The 20553-nt window shown below is 39.9% G+C and carries 17 protein-coding genes and 1 pseudogene (1 of these 18 only partly in view); 5 read left to right on the top strand and 13 right to left on the bottom strand.

Annotated features, from left to right (window positions below; all coding sequences use genetic code 11):
* Positions 1-103: 103 nt before the first annotated feature.
* Positions 104-1078, bottom strand: coding sequence for a lysozyme inhibitor LprI family protein (locus tag QR721_RS02815; RefSeq protein ID WP_348028961.1), 975 nt, complete (start codon positions 1076-1078; stop codon positions 104-106).
* 316 nt (positions 1079-1394) lie between these two features.
* Here QR721_RS02815 and QR721_RS02810 point away from each other — a divergent pair, with 316 nt between their 5' ends.
* A complete protein-coding gene (locus QR721_RS02810) occupies positions 1395-1859 on the top strand; it encodes a RidA family protein (RefSeq protein ID WP_348028960.1) in 465 nt (154 codons plus the stop codon).
* Between the two features lie 307 nt (positions 1860-2166).
* Here the strand turns inward: QR721_RS02810 and QR721_RS02805 are convergent, their stop codons facing one another.
* Together QR721_RS02805 and QR721_RS02800 are read right to left on the bottom strand one after the other, a co-directional pair.
* Positions 2167-3921 carry an ATP-dependent nuclease gene (locus tag QR721_RS02805; RefSeq protein WP_348028959.1) on the bottom strand — a complete coding sequence of 585 codons (1755 nt, stop codon included), beginning with the start codon at positions 3919-3921 and terminating at the stop codon, positions 2167-2169.
* 712 nt (positions 3922-4633) lie between these two features.
* On the bottom strand, positions 4634-8890 hold the full coding sequence (locus QR721_RS02800) for a hypothetical protein (protein WP_348028958.1): 4257 nt from the start codon (positions 8888-8890) through the stop codon (positions 4634-4636).
* 419 nt (positions 8891-9309) lie between these two features.
* Between QR721_RS02800 and QR721_RS13875 the strand changes: the two are divergent.
* Positions 9310-9456, top strand: a pseudogene (locus QR721_RS13875) (tyrosine-type recombinase/integrase); the annotation flags it as partial.
* 96 nt (positions 9457-9552) lie between these two features.
* On the opposite strand, the gene groL reads toward QR721_RS13875, so the two are convergent.
* Together groL and groES are read right to left on the bottom strand one after the other, a co-directional pair.
* Positions 9553-11184, bottom strand: a complete 1632-nt coding sequence (gene groL / locus QR721_RS02795; protein ID WP_348028956.1) for a chaperonin GroEL — start codon at positions 11182-11184, stop codon at positions 9553-9555.
* 61 nt (positions 11185-11245) lie between these two features.
* Entirely contained in the window at positions 11246-11527 is a 282-nt protein-coding gene (gene groES / locus QR721_RS02790; protein WP_348028954.1) for a co-chaperone GroES, read from the bottom strand.
* A gap of 260 nt (positions 11528-11787) precedes the next feature.
* Between groES and QR721_RS02785 the strand changes: the two genes are divergently transcribed.
* Both QR721_RS02785 and QR721_RS02780 read left to right on the top strand, forming a co-directional pair.
* Positions 11788-12510, top strand: coding sequence for a CPBP family intramembrane glutamic endopeptidase (locus QR721_RS02785; protein WP_348028952.1), 723 nt, complete (start codon positions 11788-11790; stop codon positions 12508-12510).
* Positions 12507-12716, top strand: coding sequence for a DUF4305 domain-containing protein (locus QR721_RS02780; protein WP_348028950.1), 210 nt, complete (start codon positions 12507-12509; stop codon positions 12714-12716). Before QR721_RS02785 ends, QR721_RS02780 begins: the two co-directional genes overlap by 4 nt.
* 18 nt (positions 12717-12734) lie before the next feature.
* Here QR721_RS02780 and QR721_RS02775 read toward each other — a convergent pair whose 3' ends face one another.
* Both QR721_RS02775 and moaC read right to left on the bottom strand, forming a co-directional pair.
* Complete coding sequence (locus QR721_RS02775) at positions 12735-13415, bottom strand: redox-sensing transcriptional repressor Rex (RefSeq protein ID WP_348028948.1); 681 nt, start codon at positions 13413-13415, stop codon at positions 12735-12737.
* Positions 13416-13418: 3 nt separating this feature from the next.
* Positions 13419-13913 carry a cyclic pyranopterin monophosphate synthase MoaC gene (gene moaC, locus QR721_RS02770; protein ID WP_348028946.1) on the bottom strand — a complete coding sequence of 165 codons (495 nt, stop codon included), beginning with the start codon at positions 13911-13913 and terminating at the stop codon, positions 13419-13421.
* A gap of 135 nt (positions 13914-14048) precedes the next feature.
* Between moaC and QR721_RS02765 the strand changes: the two genes are divergently transcribed.
* On the top strand, positions 14049-15986 hold the full coding sequence (locus QR721_RS02765; protein ID WP_348028944.1) for an ABC-F family ATP-binding cassette domain-containing protein: 1938 nt from the start codon (positions 14049-14051) through the stop codon (positions 15984-15986).
* A 44-nt stretch (positions 15987-16030) separates the two neighbouring features.
* Here QR721_RS02765 and QR721_RS02760 read toward each other — a convergent pair whose 3' ends face one another.
* The 6 genes from QR721_RS02760 to thiL all read right to left on the bottom strand — a co-directional run.
* Positions 16031-17203 carry an FtsW/RodA/SpoVE family cell cycle protein gene (locus QR721_RS02760; RefSeq protein WP_348028942.1) on the bottom strand — a complete coding sequence of 391 codons (1173 nt, stop codon included), beginning with the start codon at positions 17201-17203 and terminating at the stop codon, positions 16031-16033.
* Positions 17204-17319: 116 nt separating this feature from the next.
* Positions 17320-18330, bottom strand: a complete 1011-nt coding sequence (gene tsaD / locus QR721_RS02755; protein WP_348028940.1) for a tRNA (adenosine(37)-N6)-threonylcarbamoyltransferase complex transferase subunit TsaD — start codon at positions 18328-18330, stop codon at positions 17320-17322.
* On the bottom strand, positions 18327-18794 hold the full coding sequence (rimI, locus tag QR721_RS02750) for a ribosomal protein S18-alanine N-acetyltransferase (protein ID WP_348028938.1): 468 nt from the start codon (positions 18792-18794) through the stop codon (positions 18327-18329). The genes tsaD and rimI overlap by 4 nt, the downstream gene beginning before the upstream one ends.
* On the bottom strand, positions 18787-19494 hold the full coding sequence (gene tsaB, locus QR721_RS02745; RefSeq protein WP_348028936.1) for a tRNA (adenosine(37)-N6)-threonylcarbamoyltransferase complex dimerization subunit type 1 TsaB: 708 nt from the start codon (positions 19492-19494) through the stop codon (positions 18787-18789). Before tsaB ends, rimI begins: the two co-directional genes overlap by 8 nt.
* A gap of 37 nt (positions 19495-19531) precedes the next feature.
* Positions 19532-19981 carry a tRNA (adenosine(37)-N6)-threonylcarbamoyltransferase complex ATPase subunit type 1 TsaE gene (tsaE, locus tag QR721_RS02740; protein ID WP_348028934.1) on the bottom strand — a complete coding sequence of 150 codons (450 nt, stop codon included), beginning with the start codon at positions 19979-19981 and terminating at the stop codon, positions 19532-19534.
* 15 nt (positions 19982-19996) lie between these two features.
* A protein-coding gene (gene thiL / locus QR721_RS02735; protein WP_348028932.1) for a thiamine-phosphate kinase crosses the window boundary here: on the bottom strand, positions 19997-20553 show its 3' portion. Its footprint extends 409 nt past the window's final position; 557 of the gene's 966 nt are visible here — the last part of the coding sequence; its start codon lies off the right edge, out of view; it ends in the stop codon at positions 19997-19999.

The raw sequence follows: 20553 nt of genomic DNA, 5'->3' as shown, positions 1-20553 counted from the left end.
TGTACTTGATCTACTTACTATGAGCTAGTAATAAAGATTTAAACAGGAAAATTAAATAGCTGAAATTAAGATATGTACCCTCTCCCAGTTACAGCCTTTCTAATTATCTCATATATAAGTTTACCAATTCATAACAGCGTTCTTTAGTTGCCTCTTTTAAAGTATACAAGCGCTGAGAAGGAGCAAAATATTCGTCTTCGACATTTGCCGCCGCTTGTTCAGCTTGAGCATCTCGTTCATTAATCCAATTCCTCTGTCTCTGCCGAAGTGTTTCCATTTCGCCTGCAGGCAGTTGCTTCTCTAGCTCACCATAAATTTCATTTAAAGCGGCATCCCATCTCCGGTAAACTTCTTTCGGGACTTCTAGCGATCCGCCATTATTATCATGGTACTCCATATTTGAAGTTTCATCATCTAATGCTGCCAATCTCTGATAATAGTATGTGCTTGTTTTAGCCGAACTCTCGCTCTTTTGTGCGGCAGCTACCTGTTGCTGTTGTTTCGTTGTCTCCGCAACACGATCCTGCTCTTCTTTCGCTGCACGCTGTTTACCATCTTTAGCGGCTTCTAGACTTTCTTCAATACTCGCAAGCTGCTTATCAAAGTGACTGCCATAATCTTTCCACTCAGCCGATTGCTTGAGCTTATCCAGTCCCTTTTCTGCCTTGTCAGTTTCCTCTTTATCTACAAGACGTTTTATCGAATCGAGACGGCTTTCAACACCTTCAACCGCTACTTTTGCATCTTTAGACTGCTTTTCAAGGTCCTGTAAATCTTTCTTAAGATCCGCAGGCAAATCTTCTTTCAGCAGTAAATCTGCCTTTTCTTGAGCCTTCGCGAATTCTCCTTCATCTTGAAGCTTTTGAATATCAATGAATTCAGTTAGATTATCTGTATATGTTTTAGCCTTCTCATCTTTTGGCTTTTCGTCTCTTGCCAGTTCAAAAGAAGCAAGCGCTTTTTCATACTTTCCGTTTTGCAAGGCTGTCTCTCCTTGCTCCATCATCTTTTCGTATGTCCCCGTACTGCACCCTACTAAAAGTAGCGGAGCCAATGCTGTTGCAAGTATTTTTCTCATTTGCCTTCCACCATTCCATTAATTTTTGACTGACCAAGTTCCTTAACTGAGTTTTATATAAAAGAGGTCCAGTTTTCTTGAATAAAACACTCGAACATTATACCATTTGAACTATTTTAATTGAATATAAAGTTAATATACAGGTAATTGGAATTACAATAAAGTATCGCTAAGCGAAAATATAAAGGCCATGAAACAATGATTCTGTGTTGTTATAGATTTACAAGGCTTGGGCATATGCGCCAGTTAATTCTTGAAATTATCTGCCAATAGTATAATTTAGTATTAACAAACATTGTGGAGGGATTTTAAAATTATGAGTGAAATCGAACGTCGTTTAGAAGAATTGGGTCTGACATTGCCAGAGGCTGGGAGCGGAGCGACTCCTTTCGTTTCTGTAGCCATTCACCAGGGACTTGCTTATGTTAGCGGACAAGTACCAAGAATTGATGGAAAAGTACCTTACCCGGGGAAAGTCGGTAAAGATGTAACGATTGAACAGGCTCAGGAACTAGCGGAATACTGTGTTTTGAAAGGTCTTAGTTGCATCAAGGAAGCTGTTGGAAGTCTTGATAATGTAGAGCAAGTTTTGAAGATGACGGGTTATGTTCAGGCTGCTCCCGGTTACTCAGAGTATTCCAAGACACTGAATACAGCATCAGAACTGCTTGTGAAGATCTTTGGTGACAAAGGTCGTCACGCTCGCGCTGCAATTGGTGTAGCAGAGCTTCCTAGTAACACGCCGGTGGAAATTGATTTTGTTATTGCGGTTAAACAATAGATATAAGTTGATAAAAAAAAAGATTATCAGCATCCTTTCTCCCATAATATAACCCGTCTATCCCATCCACCTAAGATGGGATAGACAGGTTTTCAGTTGGATTAAAATCAGTAATCCGTCTATCCTGAATTGCACCATATTCTTACATGATTCAGAATTTCTAATGTAAAACATCTTGAAGTCTTTTGTTGCATTGATTTAGCAAAATGCCAACATGATTTTCTCCTACCTCATATTACCCTTTAATAATAAAAAGCAAATCTGAAAATGGTCTTCAACTATGAATTTTTAGAATTCATACTCTACCCTAGTTCACAACCTTTTCAGTCCTCTTTAATTCAACCCATTCTTGGTCAAATATTTTTTGTTCAGTTAAACCTAGACACATACGAATAGCTTCGATACCCGGTATTGATTCATTTTTCACATCCCAGCTTGCAGCTAATCGGTGTGCCGATAATGGTTTTCCTAAGCTTGATGTATGTTCATAATTATGTTGGGATTCAAAATTTCGATCCATTATGTATCTTTTAGCTTTTATTTTTCCTTCCTTGTTATGCTCCATTATCTCCTCATAAATCCTTTCATTTAATGTCCATGCAGCATTCTTATGTCCGTTGCTTTTATAAGTATAGTCCAAATCATGAATTACGAAATACGGAATATTAAAGTGTCTCAAAACCTTTTGAAAAGCAGGTATATTCATTTTTGATCCACAATTTACAATTAAGGGTACATTTTGTATACCAACAATGTCTTCCTCTACCATATTTTTCAACACTTCTCGATACACAATCGCCTCCGTATCTCCCTCAACCAAAACGACATGGTCCGCAAAGAAAGCTTCACACACATAAGGATTAAAATTATTTAACATCTTAATTTGCTCTTTCTCATCTTTATCAAAAATATTATCTTTCACTTGGTAAACAGATGTTTCTCCATTTTTAATTTCAGTTCTAATCAGCGTGGTGTGATCTCTACTCAAGTCTATCATTACAGGGGAATGTGTTGCTGAGATAATTTGAAAATTGGGGTTTTCAACTAAATCATATAATACGCTTGAAAACATTCTTACTGACTGAGGATGTAAAAATAATTCAGGTTCTTCGATGAGCAACATTTTAGATTTATTGGAAGTTTGATCAAAACTTAAGCCAGCTATCAAATCTTGGTCTCTTTTTGCCTTAGCCTTACTGATTTCATTAAATACATCATTTAAACCTCTGATAGAATTGAACAGAAATTGCCTACGAACCCCGTGCCCATGGTTATCCATATGAACAGCATAAGATTGCTCATTTGAGGAAAAGTTTATTTCGGTATCTATAAAATTTGGTAATTTTTTTCCAAGGTTATCCTTTTCATTGCCGAATAATGAAACTTCTAATTCAGGAAATGTTTCTTGCATTAATTCAGTAAGTCGACTTTGAATTTTTTGAGAATACTCATCATCAATTATTTCTTTTCTAAGCTCTTTTAATTGTTCTTCAATTATTTTATAACGCTTAAATTCCGTAGCTCGATTCAGTACCTGTTCCTTTATTAATTTTTGAACGTTCTCCAAAATTATTTCCACTGAATCTAGTCCTCTAAGCCAAATAGGTGTAGGACAAGCTTTTTGCAAATGTTGATCAAACCCTCCTGCACCTCCCTTAACCCATTGTTGATTTTCAAAGCTATAAGTATATTTTTCTCCATTTTTATTTCCTTTAGTCCATACTTTTCTATACTTTGCAACATTATAAAGCTCTTTCTCAGTTTTATCCTTACTTACCCAATTCTTTAGTGCTGGTAGCTCAGCTTCTTCAGAAGTCTCAGCTTTTAACCAGGCTTCAATAATAATAGGAGCATCTCCATTTTTATGAAAATCGCTATTTGTTACTGTTTTTCCACTAGTTACAAAGTAATCGTAAGCATATAGGATGGATGATTTCCCTGCATTATTTTGACCAATGAGATTTATAACGTTTACATTGTCGAAATCAATTACAACCCCTGGATTTAATTCATCCCCACCAATCGACCTAAAATTGTAAATTAACAATTTAGTAAGCTTCACAATTATTCCCCCTCTATATAATAGGTAATATCACCTTTATATAGATTCGACAAATAGTTATATTTTCCTCCACTTTTCCCCAATATCCTTTATTTCTTTCTCCTTGTTCTATATTGGCATCTATAATTAATTTAACTACAGTTCCTCTATGATTTTTAACAAGAAAACGATATAAGTATTCAAGTTTTACATCTAAAGATATCTTCACTACTTGCAGATGCAGGTATTGGATTGGAACAAATCATGAACCGACTGGATCACTTAAACGAGGATTCAATTCTAAATATCTATCCTCATGTAACTAAAGAAATAAAAAAGGACTTCTCAGAAGTTTGATCAACTAATGAGAAGTCTCAAATAATCTATACTAGCAAAATGTTAGCATGGAGCTGATGTACCTTATCAAACTCTTGATATAACAGGGTTTAAATAGGTTATTACATCATGCCGCCCATTAGTCCAGTGGAATTCAACATGTTTAATGTGAATTAATGTAAGTTAATTATTTCGCATCAGCAAAAGCTTTTTTCAAATCATAGGGGTAACATTTTTAACGTAAATTAACTACTTAATATAAATTTATATTACCCTTTTGCTTTTTAGAATACGTGTATAACGCTTATTATAGGGTTAACTAGAAATCACTAAAGATAAAAGAGGATTTTATTTGTCACCTTTTCTATTTATCCTACTAAGAAATTCTCGCTGAACATCAAATTATTTCATGAATCTTCCAGTCCTCTTCATGGTTTACAATCCAGTATTTATCAATTTGTTTTAATGCGATATCTCTATGCTTCTCTAGCGTTCTTGCACTAGGTTTGCGTAGAAGCCTTACACCCCAAATGATACTATATCCAAGTGGGATAATTTCGTCTAATACTTCTTTCCTAACGAAAAGCATTTTTTGCTCATCTTGATATGATATTCCAGTAGCAGTATAAAACCCTTTTACTTTATTCTTTTCATCAATATATTTATAACCTAATAAATCTGTAATTGATAACGCTTGGCGAATATCCTTAGAGGGCAAATTTGTACTTACCTCACCATCAAGCGTAGAATCCGTAACGCTTACTATCCCTGCCTTTACTCCTAAATATCGACTCATATTTTCACCATCTTGAATATCCACTCTGTTCAAGTTGTATACCTCTTGTAACCAAGGTATCCATATGACATCAGCAGGTGACATATATGTTTTGCTAGCTATACTTCCATAAAATCCATCTAAACTATCCATAGTTTCTAGTCCCTTTTTAACCTTGTCCAGTTCACTTTTATCCTCATTTTTTATTAAAAACGTATTTATCCAAAACAAGGATTCACCACCAGACTCTCTTTCGGTAAGCGCCGTAAAACCATTTAGAGAGATCCATTCACCAGCTAACTCATCACTTTTTAATATTGGAAGATTTTCGTATGTAGGTAAAATCCACTCAATTATGTTTGGTGTCTCAGCATTTTCTACCCACTCATTGATTTGAGTAATCGGGTCAGAATCAATGAAATGGACTGTTGGTGTTAAACTATTTGGTAAGAACCATTGTTTATAAGGTCCTTCCTTCTGAACAGTTAAATTATATGCTGAATTATTTGTATTAATTAGAATGAAGTAATCGTCAACTACCTTGAAAGATATAATCTCTGAAAATTGATCTAATATTGGTAGTCTATCTGATAAATAGCCTAATAGTTCAAAAACAGCAATCCAAACATATTTTTCTGCAATTGTTGTAATTGTACTTTTACTTCCGTGAGTTGCCCTTTGATATTTTCTTATGATTGCAGTGTCAATTCCGTCTTCTGAATTTAGAAATCTAGTCTCACTCCAACCATAACCCTTTATTATCTCAATAGCAGCCCCAATTGCCCACGCATTCGGTGTTAAATTTTCTATATCATATTTTGATAAATGCTCTATAGCTTCAGAAGATTTAGAGCTTGTTATCGGGTTATTCTCGAAGAACGGTTCATATCCTTTTTTAATTACATACCAAGCTAAATCAGATGTAATAGGAGTTATCCCCCAACCCCTACCTTGCTCTTGAGTTACCTTTAATGCTGCAGATTCATCTATAGGCAAGAGTTCATTGTTATGTGAATAAGGTGGGCGTGAAAAAGTTAGTATATTTTCTTCTACCGCTCCGAATAGCACGGCTCTTTCGATAACTCCTCTTGCACATTGACGAATTATTGCATTTTTATAACATTGAATCCTAGAGAATATATTTTCATGAACCCAGTTTGCTAACTTTTCGAGCTGGGAAATATCCCTTATAAGACAAGAAACACCATAGATAACATTCACTAGTTCCTGTAGCATTTGAGGATCATTTGATTCGAAAACTCTATCTAATAGCTTTAATAATTCACTAACATTTTTAGAGCCCCACTCTGTTAATTGAATTTTACTATTTTCTATAACTATTTCTTCCACAGATGTTAAACTCCAAGCAACAATTAAAGGTAACCCATTACTTTTTTGCTGTGGTAGAAGTCTAAATATCTCACTAATAGGATGCCTCTCTCCTCCAGCGCTAGGTATGTCATCGGGTACTGACCAAATAATATCTCGTTCAGCAGGAGATGGATACTCCATTAGAGTTTCATGTAACAGTAGTGGTCCAACCGGGTGATTCGGTACACTTGCTACCGGAATAATAAGTGATTTTATAGCACTTCTACTTCTGGCCGTTGATGTTGTTAAACATTCTTTAACCCAATCCTTATATTCCTCAGTTAGATTTATTGGAGAATTTGCAAGAACAAACCAACGTATCTGGTCTAATAGTTCATCCTCTAGTCCACCTTCAAAGTTTAGCTCTTTGCCAATAAATAAGTTGTAATCCATAAAAAGCTGTAAAGCAGCCATATTGAGTGCTGCAGGTAACTCTTTAAGATATTCAGGTAAATATTTAAACCCTTCCGCTTCACATTCAATAATAGCTTCCCTTGCTATTAGGAAATCCATTAAAGGTTGGATAGCTGCATTATAATCTGTTTCATGATCACTTAAAGGGTCACTTTCATCGTAATTTATAGATTCATAAATCAATCCATACTTAACTAGATAATCTAAAATCTGAGCGGCTTCACTTAAGGTTATTAAACCTTCTGGACTTTGCGCATCATATAATACCTTAATAACCTTTGTACGAGAAATACTGCTACTCGTTAATAATATTTTTACTAATTTTGTTAATCCCTTTAATATAACTTTATCTGATTGATACCACCTACCGTTTATTGCTCCCTTAACTTCATTATCAATTTTCATTATTTTAGCTAATAATAAATGAGCAACAGTTGTCTTAATCGAATCATTTTCTCTTAAAGTTTTCCCGGCGTAAATTTCACAAAAAAGTCTTAAAGCCAATGGGGTCTTTAGAGTAAAACGAACCCAAGGTACTTCTGTTACATCGATATTATAAGTTGATATATACTCATCAAAAATATAACTAACTGGAACGTCACCCTCATCCCTAATCTTAACAAGGTTTACTTTACTTAGTGGCAAGGGCTTATTCTCAAAAACGTATGGTCTAGCCATTATACAGAACCTAATTTTCTGGTGAGTTATTAAGATCTGGTCTAGTTCCCCTAAACGATTCCTCCAGGCGTCTAATTCAACTGATTCTTCTATACCGTCAACAGCCATTAGGAAAGTGGTCTCTTCAATTTCCAAATCATGCTTATTATCTTTATTATATATTCTATTTACATGTGCTCTAATTGCCGTAGACTCCAAAGCGGAGAAAAGCTCCTCTTCAGACCAAGCACTTGAAAGTCCTAATGCCTGTCTAAGTATTGAACCCCACCCTTCACTTGCCCTAACGTCTTTAGCTCTTATAAGGATACTAGGGTAACCATTAGACAGCCTTTTACTTATAATGTCCGTAATACCATGCGTCTTTCCGGTTCCAGGTTGACCTGTAATTATGGTATTGTGCCTTTCTAACGCTTTACCTATTTGCCATATCTGGTCAAAAACCAAAGGTCCTACATCTAATTCATTCATTGCTTTAGTTAACTGCAAGCGTGCAATTTCTCTACTTGAACTAGGGGATTCTTCTAATATCTGTTTAAACTCAGAAAAATTTATTGACTCTGGTTCAATATATTCATCTATATACAAGCCTTTTATTAAAGCATCTTCTAACTTATATAATAATAAAATATATTTTTCTATCGACTCTAATATGGATCTTGCAACGTTTTGCTTTTTAACAGGAATAATTTCTATATCATCTAAAGCTATTTCTAACTCCTGTTTAGCAATTTCCATTTTGCTTTTTATATCCTTTATGTAAAAAAGAGCCCCCTCTCTAAAATTAGCTGAAATTAATAACCCTTCAAGGGTTTGTTCTATCCTTCCCTGAGCATGCAAACTTGGAATATAACGTTCTTTTAACCAGCCAGCCATCATTAAATCAAAACGCCTTTTCAAAAAATCAAAATCAAACTCTTCGCTTTCAAACCAAAATTTCCTTATACCTTCATTACCAGATTGTTGTAACTCGGTAGTGAGACTACTTTCATTCCAAAGCATTAATTCTAAATTGATGTAAGTATCGAGAATATCACTCTCCATACTATCCCATCGGCTTTGTTCACTGTTTCCTCCCCTACCAGTTTCATTACCAAGGTCTCTTGGTATGCATACTGTGTATGATATAATGTTAGAGCGAACGCTCATTGCAGTTTCAATGGAGGATTTTATCTGTCTTATTTGTTGATCCTCTATTTTGTTAGGAAACCATTTAGCTTGGACTGCAACAATTTCGTCACTCTGTAATTCAGCGTAGGCCTCGACTCCTCCATCTCCCCCCGCTCCATTAACAACATAGAAGTTTTTTAACTTATCTTTATAGGTTCTCCTTACCCATCTTTCAAAAAGTTGTATACAGAAGGTTTCAAATGCTTGAGTTGGTGCCTGGTTATGTGTTTTAAAGTTTGTCCAATTCATTATCCCCACTCCTATGTTCCAGCAAATCGCTATGTATCAGTAGTATTTAGCATTATATAATTAATTAGCTATCTATGGACAAAAGTAAAAAGCATTTAAATCTATTCGTAAGATATTGTATCAATCTATTACTACTCAGTAAATTGGTCAATTAAACAGTTATATAAAAGTACAACAAGTTACAATTTATTTTTAATTAATAGTATGACTACATTTGGCCTCAAACTATTAATTAAAAATAAAAAAAGACCCCCAAATTAGTTGAGAGCCTCAGTAACATTGTTAAAAGTTTGGTTTGAATCAAGATTACTTAATCTTTTTCTGGCTTATCCTGGTTTGCGGGCAGGTGAAATATGTGCTTTAAAATTGCGTGATATTGTTTTTGAAGAACAAACATTGAGCGTTTCAAAAACATACCTGCTGAAGCAGGTGTAATTCTTCCACAAATTATGGAGCGTTTAGGGCACAAAAATGAAGATACTACAAAAAATGTTTATTTGCATGTGACAAAAGAGATGAAAAAAGAGGCTTCCCAAAAGTTCAAAGAACTCATGGAAAACCTCTAATTTAATCCCTTAATCCAGAAAAGGTTACCCTTCAGGTTTTCTCATAGAAAATAAGAGGCTTAAAATCCTATTATTACTGGGATTCAAGCAGGCAGATTACATCATTCCAGGCATTCCGCCCATGCCACCCATGTCTGGTACGCTAGCATTTTCTTCCGGCTTGTTTGCTACAACTGCTTCTGTAGTCAAGAACAATGCCGCAACAGATGCTGCGTTTTGCAATGCGGAACGAGTAACTTTTGTAGGGTCTACGATACCAGCGTCGATCATGTTAACCCATTTGCCTGTTGCTGCGTCGAAGCCAGTGCCTGCTTCTTCGCCTTTCAAGCGTTCAACGATGACAGAGCCTTCAAGACCTGCGTTTGTAGCAATCTGACGTACAGGTGCTTCGATTGCACGAAGAACGATGCTTGCGCCTGTTGCTTCGTCGCCTTCAAGACCTTTCAAATCGTTTTCTAGCTTGCGGTATACGTTCACAAGGGCAGTACCACCACCAGCTACGATACCTTCTTCTACTGCTGCACGAGTAGAGTTAAGAGCATCTTCAATGCGAAGTTTGCGTTCTTTCAATTCTGTTTCAGTAGCCGCTCCGACTTTGATTACAGCTACGCCGCCAGAGAGTTTCGCAAGGCGCTCCTGAAGTTTTTCTTTATCGAATTCAGAAGTAGTTTCTTCTGCTTGTGCGCGGATTTGGCCAACGCGTGCTGCGATGTTGTCCGGGCTGCCTGCGCCTTCAACGATTGTTGTGTTTTCTTTTGTAACAACAACTTTCGCTGCGCGACCAAGAGAGTCGATTGTAGCGCTCTTCAGATCAAGACCAAGATCTTCAGTAATTACTTCACCGCCTGTAAGGATTGCGATGTCTTCAAGCATTGCTTTACGACGGTCACCGAAGCCTGGTGCTTTAACAGCAACAGCGTTGAATGTACCACGAAGTTTGTTTACAACTAGTGTAGCGAGTGCTTCGCCTTCTACGTCTTCAGCGATCATAAGTAGTGGCTTGCCTTGCTGGACAACTTGTTCAAGTACAGGAAGAACTTCCTGGATGTTGCCGATTTTCTTGTCAGTGATCAAGATGTACGGGTTCTCAAGAACAGCTTCCATCTTGTCGTTGTCAGTTACCATGTATGGTGAAGCATAACCGCGGTCGAATTGCATACCTTCTACTACTTCAAGTTCAGTAGAGAAGCCTTTTGATTCTTCGATAGTGATAACGCCGTCGTTGCCAACGCGTTCCATAGCTTCAGCGATCAAGTTACCAACTTCTTCGTTACCAGAAGAGATTGCTGCAACTTGTGCGATGGATTCTTTGCTTTCGACTGTTTTAGAGATGCCTTGAAGTTCTTTAACTGCAGTTTCGACAGCTTGTTCGATACCGCGGCGAAGACCTACAGGATTAGCACCTGAAGTTACGTTCTTCAAGCCTTCTGTAATCAATGCTTGAGCAAGAACAGTCGCTGTAGTTGTACCGTCACCAGCTACGTCGTTTGTTTTGGAAGCTACTTCCGCAACAAGCTGAGCACCCATGTTTTCGAATTTGTCTTCAAGTTCGATTTCTTTAGCGATTGTCACACCGTCGTTTGTGATAAGTGGTGAGCCGAAGCTTCTTTCAAGAACAACGTTGCGGCCTTTTGGTCCGAGTGTAACTTTGACAGCATCTGCAAGTGTGTCAACGCCTTTCAGCATTGCACGGCGAGCGTCTTCTGAGAATTTGATGTCTTTAGCCATATTAGATGATCCTCCCTATTAATCGCAATTTTTGTTAAAAAGATGTATGATTAGAAATCAATTAGCCAATAACGGCAAGAATGTCATTTTCACGCAGGATCAAATACTCTTTGCCATCGTATTTCAATTCCGAGCCGGCAAATTTAGAGAATACAACGCGGTCTCCCTCTTTAACTTCGAGTTCAACTTTCTTGCCGTCTACGATGCTGCCAGAACCGACAGCGATGATTTTGCCTTCTTGTGGCTTCTCTTTCGCAGAGTCGGGAAGAACGATACCGCTTGCTGTTTTCTCTTCTTGTTCAACGAGTTCGATGACTACGCGATCTCCTAGTGGTTTGATCATTAGAATGACCTCCTTGATTTCTGTGTGGTTATTTTTATTATTAGCACTCTCTTTACACGAGTGCTAATTCCAGTATCAATAATAATAAATCCAAAAATAAAATGCAAGCAATGACCCTCATAAATTTTGGGATTTTTTCTTAAAAGGAAGCGTATGCTAAAATAAAGGACAAGTCTTATAGTATATGCCCTCATTCTGGATAATATACAGCAGGCAGAATGCATATACTGTTGAAATCAAATAAAGGGAGAATCCGACTCTTGGCGAAAAACTATTTTGGCGTTATCGCCGTCTACATCATCATGCAGTTCTCCGTCTTCCTAGGTGTTCCTCTGCTAATGGGTAAGACAGACCTATCCATCATACAAGCGAATGGCTACTGGAGTATCGGCAGTTTCACAGTCGGTCTCATTCTCGTGCTCCTACTTATGAAGCCAGAAATGAAAAAGAATATGGATCGCAATGCTACGAACTTCAATACTACGATTGGCTGGATTATACTCGGCGTATTTCTCTCCTATGGAGCTCAGATTCTCGCGGGCCTTATTGAACAGAACTTCTTTAAAGTGAGTAATGAATCCGCCAATACGGAACAGATCATGATGCTCGCCCGCTCCGCACCGCTCTTTGTCATCATCCCGGCACTTATAGCGCCAATTCTGGAAGAGATCATTTTCCGCAAGATCATTTTTGGCTCCATGTATAAGAGAATGGGCTTCTTAATCCCGGCAATCATTTCTTCCATCATGTTCGGTCTCATTCACGGAGAACTGGTACATTTGCTCATCTATGCGTCGATGGGATTTGTTTTTGCTTATCTATATATGAAAACAAAGAGGATTATTGTCCCAATTGCTGTCCATATGGCTTTAAATTCCATCAGTGTTATTCTACAATATAATATAGACCCGGAAGATATTGATCGAATGCAGCAACAGGCCGAAGTTCTGCAGACGATATTGCTTGGAGGCGTACTTTTTTGAGAATTTCACCAATGATACCGGCAATCGTCTACTTCCTGATGGGCTGTCTGTTCCTCTTCGCTGCTTACAAAAGCGCAATGACAGCACCTACGATTTGGAATGCAACGACTGTCATTTTGACGGTATTCACTACGTTTATGTTCGGAGCGTGTATTCGCCTGATCCGTTTCTATCTTAATATGAAGAAACATATGAAAAAGAAGTAGCACTCCTAAGCTGGAGAGCTACTTCTTTTCTGTTGAGACTGCTTCTTCTTTCGTTTCCTGATCTTTCATTGGATAATGCTTTAGGAAGTAAACAAGTGACTGCAACTCGACTGCGAGATCAATATGATGAACACGTACATGACTCGGCACGGCAATACGTGCTGGTGTGAAATTGAGAATTCCCTCAATTCCATGCGCAACAAGCCGATCTGTAATATGCTGTGCTTCTGAAGCCGGAACAGTGAGAATTGCTACCCGCACACCATTAAGTCTGTTCTCCAGCTCGCCGATATTGTAGACCGGGATGCCGCCCACTTCACTGCCTGATTTATGAGAGCTTTTATCAAAAGCAACGACGATTTTCGTATTGTTATTTTTCATGAAATTATAATTCAGGAAGGCAGTCCCAAGATTACCTACCCCGATCAGTGCGACTTCAGTCAATTCATCCTGATCAAGTGTTTTGCGGAAAAATCCAAGGAGATACTCGACATTGTAGCCATAGCCTTTCTTGCCAAGTGCTCCAAAGTATGAAAAGTCACGGCGGATTGTGGCAGAATCCACTTTCACTGCCTCACTCAATTCTTTTGAAGAAACGCGCTTCTTTCCTTGATGGTTCAAGTTGTTCAAAAATCTATAATATAAAGGCAGACGTTTCGCTGTCGCCTGCGGAATTTTATTTTGATTTTGCTGTTCCACTGCTTATTCCTCCTCGGGGCTGCGTTTGAAATCCCCGGACTTGCCTCCAGTTTTCTCAACCAGGTATGTCGGACCGATAATCATTCCCTTATCGATCGCCTTGCACATGTCATATACAGTGAGCGCTGTTGCACTTGCAGCTGTGAGCGCTTCCATTTCCACTCCCGTACTCCCTTTTGTCTTGACGGAAGCTTCGATATGTAGTTCATATAACGCCGAATCAATTTCCCATTCAAAACTGATGTTGACGCCTTTAAGCTGAAGCGGATGACACATAGGAATCCAGTCCGACGTCTTCTTCGCTGCCATAATACCGGCAACTTGAGCTACTGCCAGGACATCTCCTTTGGCAATTTCCTGCTTGCTCACTTTTTCGTAGATTTCCTCATTGACACGCACACTCGACCGAGCGATTGCAGTTCGTTCCGTATCCTGCTTGCTGCTTATGTCGACCATCCGCGCTCTGCCTTGTTCATTAAAATGCGTGAAATCAGACATATCCACTCAACTCCTGTGATGATATCATTCTCCTATTCTATCAGAAAAGGTGAAAGAAGTCGTGATAATTTTCACAATCTGGTTGCCTGCCCTAATCCGGTTGCGCTAAACTGGAAACAGATGAGGTGAATATCCATGATTGTCATGCAGATAAATCAGCTCTCCAAGTCCTTCGGGGCTGAGGAGATTCTTTCAAATATAAAATTGGAAATTAAAGACCGTGATCGGGTTGCCATTGTTGGCCGTAACGGCGCAGGCAAGTCTACCCTTCTCAAAATTATGGCCGGTGAAATGAGCTACGATTCCGGAGATTTGATTAAACCGAAAGAAGTAGAAATTGGCTACCTCGCTCAGCATACTGCACTTGATACGACGAACTCCATCTGGGATGAAATGCGCGAAGTATTCAGCGATCTCATCGCCCGTGAAAAGGAGTTGCGCAGCCTGGAGCAGAAGATGGCAGACTCCGGGGACTATACAGAAGATGAATATGCCCGTTTACTTGCCGAATATGACCGCAAGCAACATGCCTTTGACCAGGATGGTGGCTATAGCTTTGAATCCGAAATTCGCGCTGTACTCACTGGTCTCGATTTCAGTGAGTATGATTACAGCACACCTATTACAGAACTGAGTGGTGGACAGAAAACACGTCTTGCCCTTGGCAGACTCCTATTGAAAAAGCCTGAACTGCTCATTCTCGATGAACCGACGAACCACTTGGACATTGAGACTCTGAATTGGCTGGAAGGTTATCTCGGCGGTTATCCGGGAGCAGTAGCCATCGTATCCCACGACCGCTACTTCCTCGATAAGACCGTTTCGATCGTGTATGAGATTTCCCGCCATCGTTCACGCCGCTTTGTCGGCTCCTACAGCAAATATCTTGAACAGAAGGCTGCTGATTATGAAAGTGAACTGAAAGCTTATGAGAACCAGCAGGCAGAGATTAAACGTACAGAGGAGTTCATCCAACGCAATATTGTACGGGCTTCTACAACAAAACGAGCTCAGAGCCGCCGCAAACAACTTGAAAAGATGGAAATGATGGATCGACCGCTCGGTGATGAATCATCAGCCTCCTTCTCTTTCCAAATTGACAAGAAAACCGGGAATGATGTGCTGAAGATTGAAGATGTTGCTTTCCGCTATGAAGGTGAATCTACTAATCTGTTTGAGCATGCAAATTTCCATGTAAATCGTGGAGAGCGAATTGCACTTGTCGGACCGAATGGTGCCGGAAAGACAACTTTGCTGAAAGCAATTCTTGGACGTTACACACCAGCAAGTGGTGAAATTCGAATCGGCTCGAATGTCGAAATCGGTTACTATGATCAGGAACAGACTGAGCTCTCTTCCACAAAGACAGTGCTCAAGGAATTATGGGACGACTATCCAACAATGATGGAACGCGATGTGCGTACTGTCCTCGGCAATTTCCTATTTTCCGGGGATGATGTCCTAAAGCCGGTCAGCTCCCTGAGTGGTGGGGAAAAAGCACGTCTTGCCCTGGCAAAGCTCATGCTTCAACGTGCAAACCTGCTTATCCTGGATGAACCGACAAACCACTTGGATATTGACAGCAAAGAAGTATTGGAAGCGGCACTGATTGACTATCCGGGTACAATCGTATTCGTTTCACACGACCGCTATTTCATCAATCGCATCGCCGACCAAGTCGTAGAGCTTACAAAAGAAGGTACGACAGTCTATCTTGGCGACTACGATTATTATGTAGAGAAAAAGGAAGAAACGGCTGAGATCCAGAGACTCGACGAGCTCGAAAAAGCAGCTCCGAAAAAGGAAGAAAAGAAGAACGAACAAGCTCTTTCCTATAAAGAACAGAAGCAGCTGCAAAGCGAAAAACGCAAGATTGCACGCCGCATTGCTGAACTAGAAGAAAAAATAGAAATGCTGGAAAGCGAACATGCTGAACTTGAAGAGCAAATGACACTTCCTGAAGTATTTGAAGACCATGAAGCTGTTATGAAACTGACTGAACGAACAGCAGCCATTCGAGCACAGATTGATGAATATATGGAAGAATGGACAATATTATCAGAAGAAGAATGATAGATATAAAAAAACTGCAACAGGCAAATTGCCGTTGCAGTTTTTTATTTGAACAAATAATCATTCTGAATCGAATTCTCTACAGCTACTCTGTAGATCAATCCGTATCCTAACATTGCAGCAAGTACCGAGCTCCCTCCATAACTAAGGAAGTAAAGCGGAATCCCGGTAATCGGCATAATACCGATTGTCATGCCGATATTTTGGAACGTATGCATGAGTAATAGACTCATATAGCCAAAACATAGATAAGACCCAAACGGATTGCGGGTATACACTTGCAATCCGAGAGTAACGAGTTTATACATTAGCAGGAAATATAGCAGCACAACAGCCGCTGTTCCAATGAATCCGAAGCTTTCACCCACTACTGAGAATATAAAGTCAGTCTGTGCTTCGGGCAGCTGGACTTGCAAGCTGTCCATTCCTTTTCCCGTCAGTTGGCCTGAACCAAGCGCTTGCATGGAACGGTCGATATGGAACGTATCATTGCTCGTTTGCTGAGAGTGGTCGAACCAGGTCAATACCCGCCCCATCTGATACGGCTTGATATGCAGTACGTCTTGTGCGAAATTCGGAAATTGTACTACGATGAAGACGACCGTAACAGCAGCTACAAGCAACGTCGTAACCATCGTAGCTATAATTTTCCAGTTAATCCCTGACAAAATAACGAGCATCCCTGTGATAAATAAATACACAAGTGATGTACCCATATCCGGCTGAACCATTGTGAACATGACCGGTATCCCGACAACAATGATCATTTTGCCAAGGAGCTTCAAATCTGTCTCCAGTGTAGGCCTTTTCACTCTTTCTTTATGCTTCGTGATAATTGCTGAAAGATAGAGAATAAGCCCGATCTTTGTGAATTCACTCGGCTGCAGAGTAAAGCCCGGAAGATGGAACCAGCTCTTTGCACCGTTTACTTCTCTCGCAATGCTTTCCGGACTTAACCAAAGGACGACGAGCAGGAATACAGTCGCACCGTAAATAATTAGACTCGCACGATAGTACTGATCCGTATCGATCATCTGTAAGCCGATCAAAATCAAAACCCCAACAATATACCAGAAACTCTGCAACATGACGAAATTCTTACCTTCATACTGTTCCAGCTGCTGGGCGTTATAAATGGCAAGCAGGCTAACACTAATCAGAAGAACCAACAATATAATCAGGTCACTCTGAAAAAAATGAGATTGTTTTTTTTGCATCTGTTTACACCAAATTTCCAATCATCTGAATTCGGACGATCAATTGACAAATATCCGCAAATTTCTCGGTTACCTGACAATTATACTCGATACAGGCAATTGTTGACTACTCTTGTTTAATATAATTCTAGGCCCGGGTTCGCGTTCAAATCCATCCCATGACGTCTCCCCTGCTCATAAGCAATATGGGCAGCAGCTCCAATCATCGCTGCATTGTCCGTGCACAGATGGATTGGCGGGAAATGAAGCGGGATTCCGCTATTTTCAAATCGCTCAGCAAGCTTATTGCGGAGCCCTTTGTTTGCTGCAACTCCACCAGCAACAATAACTTCTTTTACATTATATTGCTTCGCCGCCTTGAATGTCTTCTCAACAAGTACTTCAACAACGCTAGCCTGGAAGCTTGCAGCGATATCTTCATCCTTCAGTTCCTTGCCACGCTGTTTCGCATTATGAATCGTATTGATTACAGCAGATTTCAAACCGCTGAAACTGAAGTCAAAGCTTCCTTCCTCTAAATAAGCACGCGGGAACTCAATCGTTTCCTCTCCATCCGCAGCAAGTCGGTCAATATGCGGACCTCCAGGATATGGGAGAGATAACATGCGTGCCACTTTATCATATGCTTCACCACATGCGTCGTCCCGTGTCTGCCCAATGACTTCAAATTCCCCGTGTCCTTTCATTAAGACAAGCTCTGTATGCCCTCCAGAAACGATAAGAGCTAACAGCGGAAATTCAAATTCTTCAATTAGCCGGTTCGCATAAATATGGCCGGCGATATGGTGGACACCGATTAAAGGCTTTTTCTTAGCAAAAGATAGAGCCTTTGCTGCGCTGACACCAATAAGCAATGCTCCCACAAGGCCCGGACCTTCTGTTACAGCAATAGCATCAATATCATCCCATTCAAGACCAGACTGTGAAAAAGCCTCACTGATCACATCAGTAATTGCTTCAACATGGTGGCGGGATGCAATCTCAGGAACAACGCCTCCAAATCTCTTATGGCTCTCGATTTGTGAGGCAACAACATTTGCAAGCAGCTCTGTTCCATTTTTCACAATTGCTGCCGCTGTTTCATCACAGCTCGTTTCAATAGCTAGTATGCATGTATCTTTTTTCATGTAAAGTCCACCCACATGACAATAGCATCTTCATTATTGTCGGTATAGTAATTTTTACGAACACCGCCTGGAATGAGACCGAACTTACGGTACATTTTTTGGGCGATAATATTGGAAACACGAACCTCTAGAGATAAACGTTCCATGCCATTCATAATTGCTTCAGCCACGATATGCTTGAATAAACGCTCACCAAGCTTCTTACCGCGCATTTCCGGTAAGAGAGCTATATTCGTTACCTGTGCATCACCAAGTACCATCCAAGTACCTGCATAGCCGATAATACGATCGCCCATTTCCATTACATAATAGTAGGCGAAATCATTATCATTTATTTCTTGTTTGAAGATCTCTTCTGGCCATGGACAAGGGAATGAAGCACGGTCAATTTCCATGACCTGTTCCAAATCATCAAGTTGCATCCGGCGAATTTTAACGCCGGTTTCTGTATGTGTTTTACTCATTGCCTTCCCTGTCCTTATTAGACTCAAGCCACTTAGCTTCTGCTTCAGCAAGGCGCAAGTAATTCGGCACAAGCTCCCCTGCTTGTATTCCTTCTTTACCCAATCCACAAAAAGCAAGATCAGCCGGGTTCGGATATTGGTTTGCACCATTAGGAATGATTGCAAGGTCTCCCATAATGGCCTCAATACATTCTCGATGAATGGATAGTTCCGGACTTAAGAAAATCACAGGTCTTCCTTCATTCTTAAGCTCGTGAAGCCAGTCTTCCATTAAGATATTTTGTTCCGGGCGCACTAGTTGTGCCTTCCCATCCTTAAACTCGTACAATCCAGTAAATACAAGTCCACGGCGTGCATCAAAAAAAGGACAAATTGCATGTTTGCTATTTCTTCCCTGCCAAGCGAGCAGTTCAAGACTGGAAACAGCTTTGACAGGAATATTGAGTGCCCAAGCAAGCGTTTTTGCTGTCGTCACACCAATCCGGACGCCTGTATAAGAACCAGGGCCATTGGCGACAACGATCTGATCAAGGTCTTCCGGCTCCATACCGACTTCCTTCATCAAGTCATCAACGGCTGGCATTAGACGAACCGAGTGATTCTTTTTAACATTTGTTATATAGGAACCGATCAGCTCTCCGTCACGAAGCAATGCTACGCCTAGAGTCTGATTCGAAGTGTCCATTGCAAGTATATTCATGCATGCTGCTCCTTAAAACCGCTCTTCCCTGCACCAATCATAGTTGTAATTCAGCTGCCACAACTTCAAAGTGCATACCCTGCGGTGACAAAGTGAAGAGACGTTGATGTTCATTCAGATACTCTATTTTAACATCCAACCGTTCTTTTGGTAAGAATTCCTCAATGAATTGAGCCCACTCAACGACAGATACGCCATCTCCACTGAAATATTCATCAAAACCGAGATCTTCCTCAGAATGCTCCAGTCGATACGCATCCATATGATAAAGGGGAAGATCTCCTTTATATTCTTTAATAATGGTAAAAGTCGGGCTCGACAAAGTCTGTACAATCCCCAGACCTCTCGCAACCCCTTTTGTAAAGGTTGTCTTTCCTGCTCCTAGTTCCCCTTCCAGAGTAATGACATCTCCCTTTTTTAAAAGAAGAGCCAGTTTTTCGCCGAGTCGCATTGTATCTTCCATGGATTCAGTCCTGATCTGATGCATTGTCGTTAACTTCACCTACTTAAAATGATTATAGCCGCTTTTATTCAAACGACTCATTAACCCTTCTTTTCTAAGCCAAGCCTGACCAATCTCCCCTGACTTAGGTACAACTTTGCCAATTTCGGTCACTTGAACATTTGTTTGGCTCGCAACTTTGTGAACGATTGGCCAATCTTTTCTAGCAACTGTTCCAATCAGCTCGAAATCTTCTCCACCGGATAAGATCCATTTATCTTTCTCGTCATCTTCCGATAGAGCTTCATGCACTGGCAATTGTTCATATTGAATATGAAGATCGATAGAGGAGGATTCAGCAATCTCGTTAGCCTCACTTGCAATTCCGTCACTAATATCATTCAATGTGACTCTTGTATGTTTTGCAACCTCATAAGCAAATTTTGCTCTTGGGGAAGGTCTCTGATGCCGACTCTCAAAATAGGTACGGTGTTCCAATTCCTGCTCAGGCTGGAGCAACAACTGCAAGCCTTTCGCTGAATCACCTAATGTACCTGTGACGAATACAACATCCCCTTCTTCAGCAGTACTTCGGTAACTCGCGCGGTCCTGATCTA

The sequence above is a fragment of the Aciduricibacillus chroicocephali genome (genome assembly GCF_030762805.1).
GTDB lineage: Bacteria > Bacillota > Bacilli > Bacillales > Amphibacillaceae > Aciduricibacillus > Aciduricibacillus chroicocephali.
This window is presented reverse-complemented; position numbering and strand designations above follow the sequence as displayed.

Excerpts from the sequence above, each read along its gene's own strand:
- QR721_RS02815 (WP_348028961.1), bottom strand. The coding sequence starts at position 1,078 with ATGAGAAAAATACTTGCAACAGCATTGGCTCCGCTACTTTTAGTAGGG.
- moaC (WP_348028946.1), bottom strand. The coding sequence starts at position 13,913 with ATGTCTGATTTCACGCATTTTAATGAACAAGGCAGAGCGCGGATGGTC.
- tsaB (WP_348028936.1), bottom strand. The coding sequence starts at position 19,494 with ATGAATATACTTGCAATGGACACTTCGAATCAGACTCTAGGCGTAGCA.
- tsaD (WP_348028940.1), bottom strand. The coding sequence starts at position 18,330 with ATGAAAAAAGATACATGCATACTAGCTATTGAAACGAGCTGTGATGAA.
- QR721_RS02765 (WP_348028944.1), top strand. The coding sequence starts at position 14,049 with ATGATTGTCATGCAGATAAATCAGCTCTCCAAGTCCTTCGGGGCTGAG.
- groES (WP_348028954.1), bottom strand. The coding sequence starts at position 11,527 with ATGATCAAACCACTAGGAGATCGCGTAGTCATCGAACTCGTTGAACAA.
- tsaE (WP_348028934.1), bottom strand. The coding sequence starts at position 19,981 with ATGCATCAGATCAGGACTGAATCCATGGAAGATACAATGCGACTCGGC.
- rimI (WP_348028938.1), bottom strand. The coding sequence starts at position 18,794 with ATGAGTAAAACACATACAGAAACCGGCGTTAAAATTCGCCGGATGCAA.
- groL (WP_348028956.1), bottom strand. The coding sequence starts at position 11,184 with ATGGCTAAAGACATCAAATTCTCAGAAGACGCTCGCCGTGCAATGCTG.
- QR721_RS02810 (WP_348028960.1), top strand. The coding sequence starts at position 1,395 with ATGAGTGAAATCGAACGTCGTTTAGAAGAATTGGGTCTGACATTGCCA.
- QR721_RS02800 (WP_348028958.1), bottom strand. The coding sequence starts at position 8,890 with ATGAATTGGACAAACTTTAAAACACATAACCAGGCACCAACTCAAGCA.
- QR721_RS02760 (WP_348028942.1), bottom strand. The coding sequence starts at position 17,203 with ATGCAAAAAAAACAATCTCATTTTTTTCAGAGTGACCTGATTATATTG.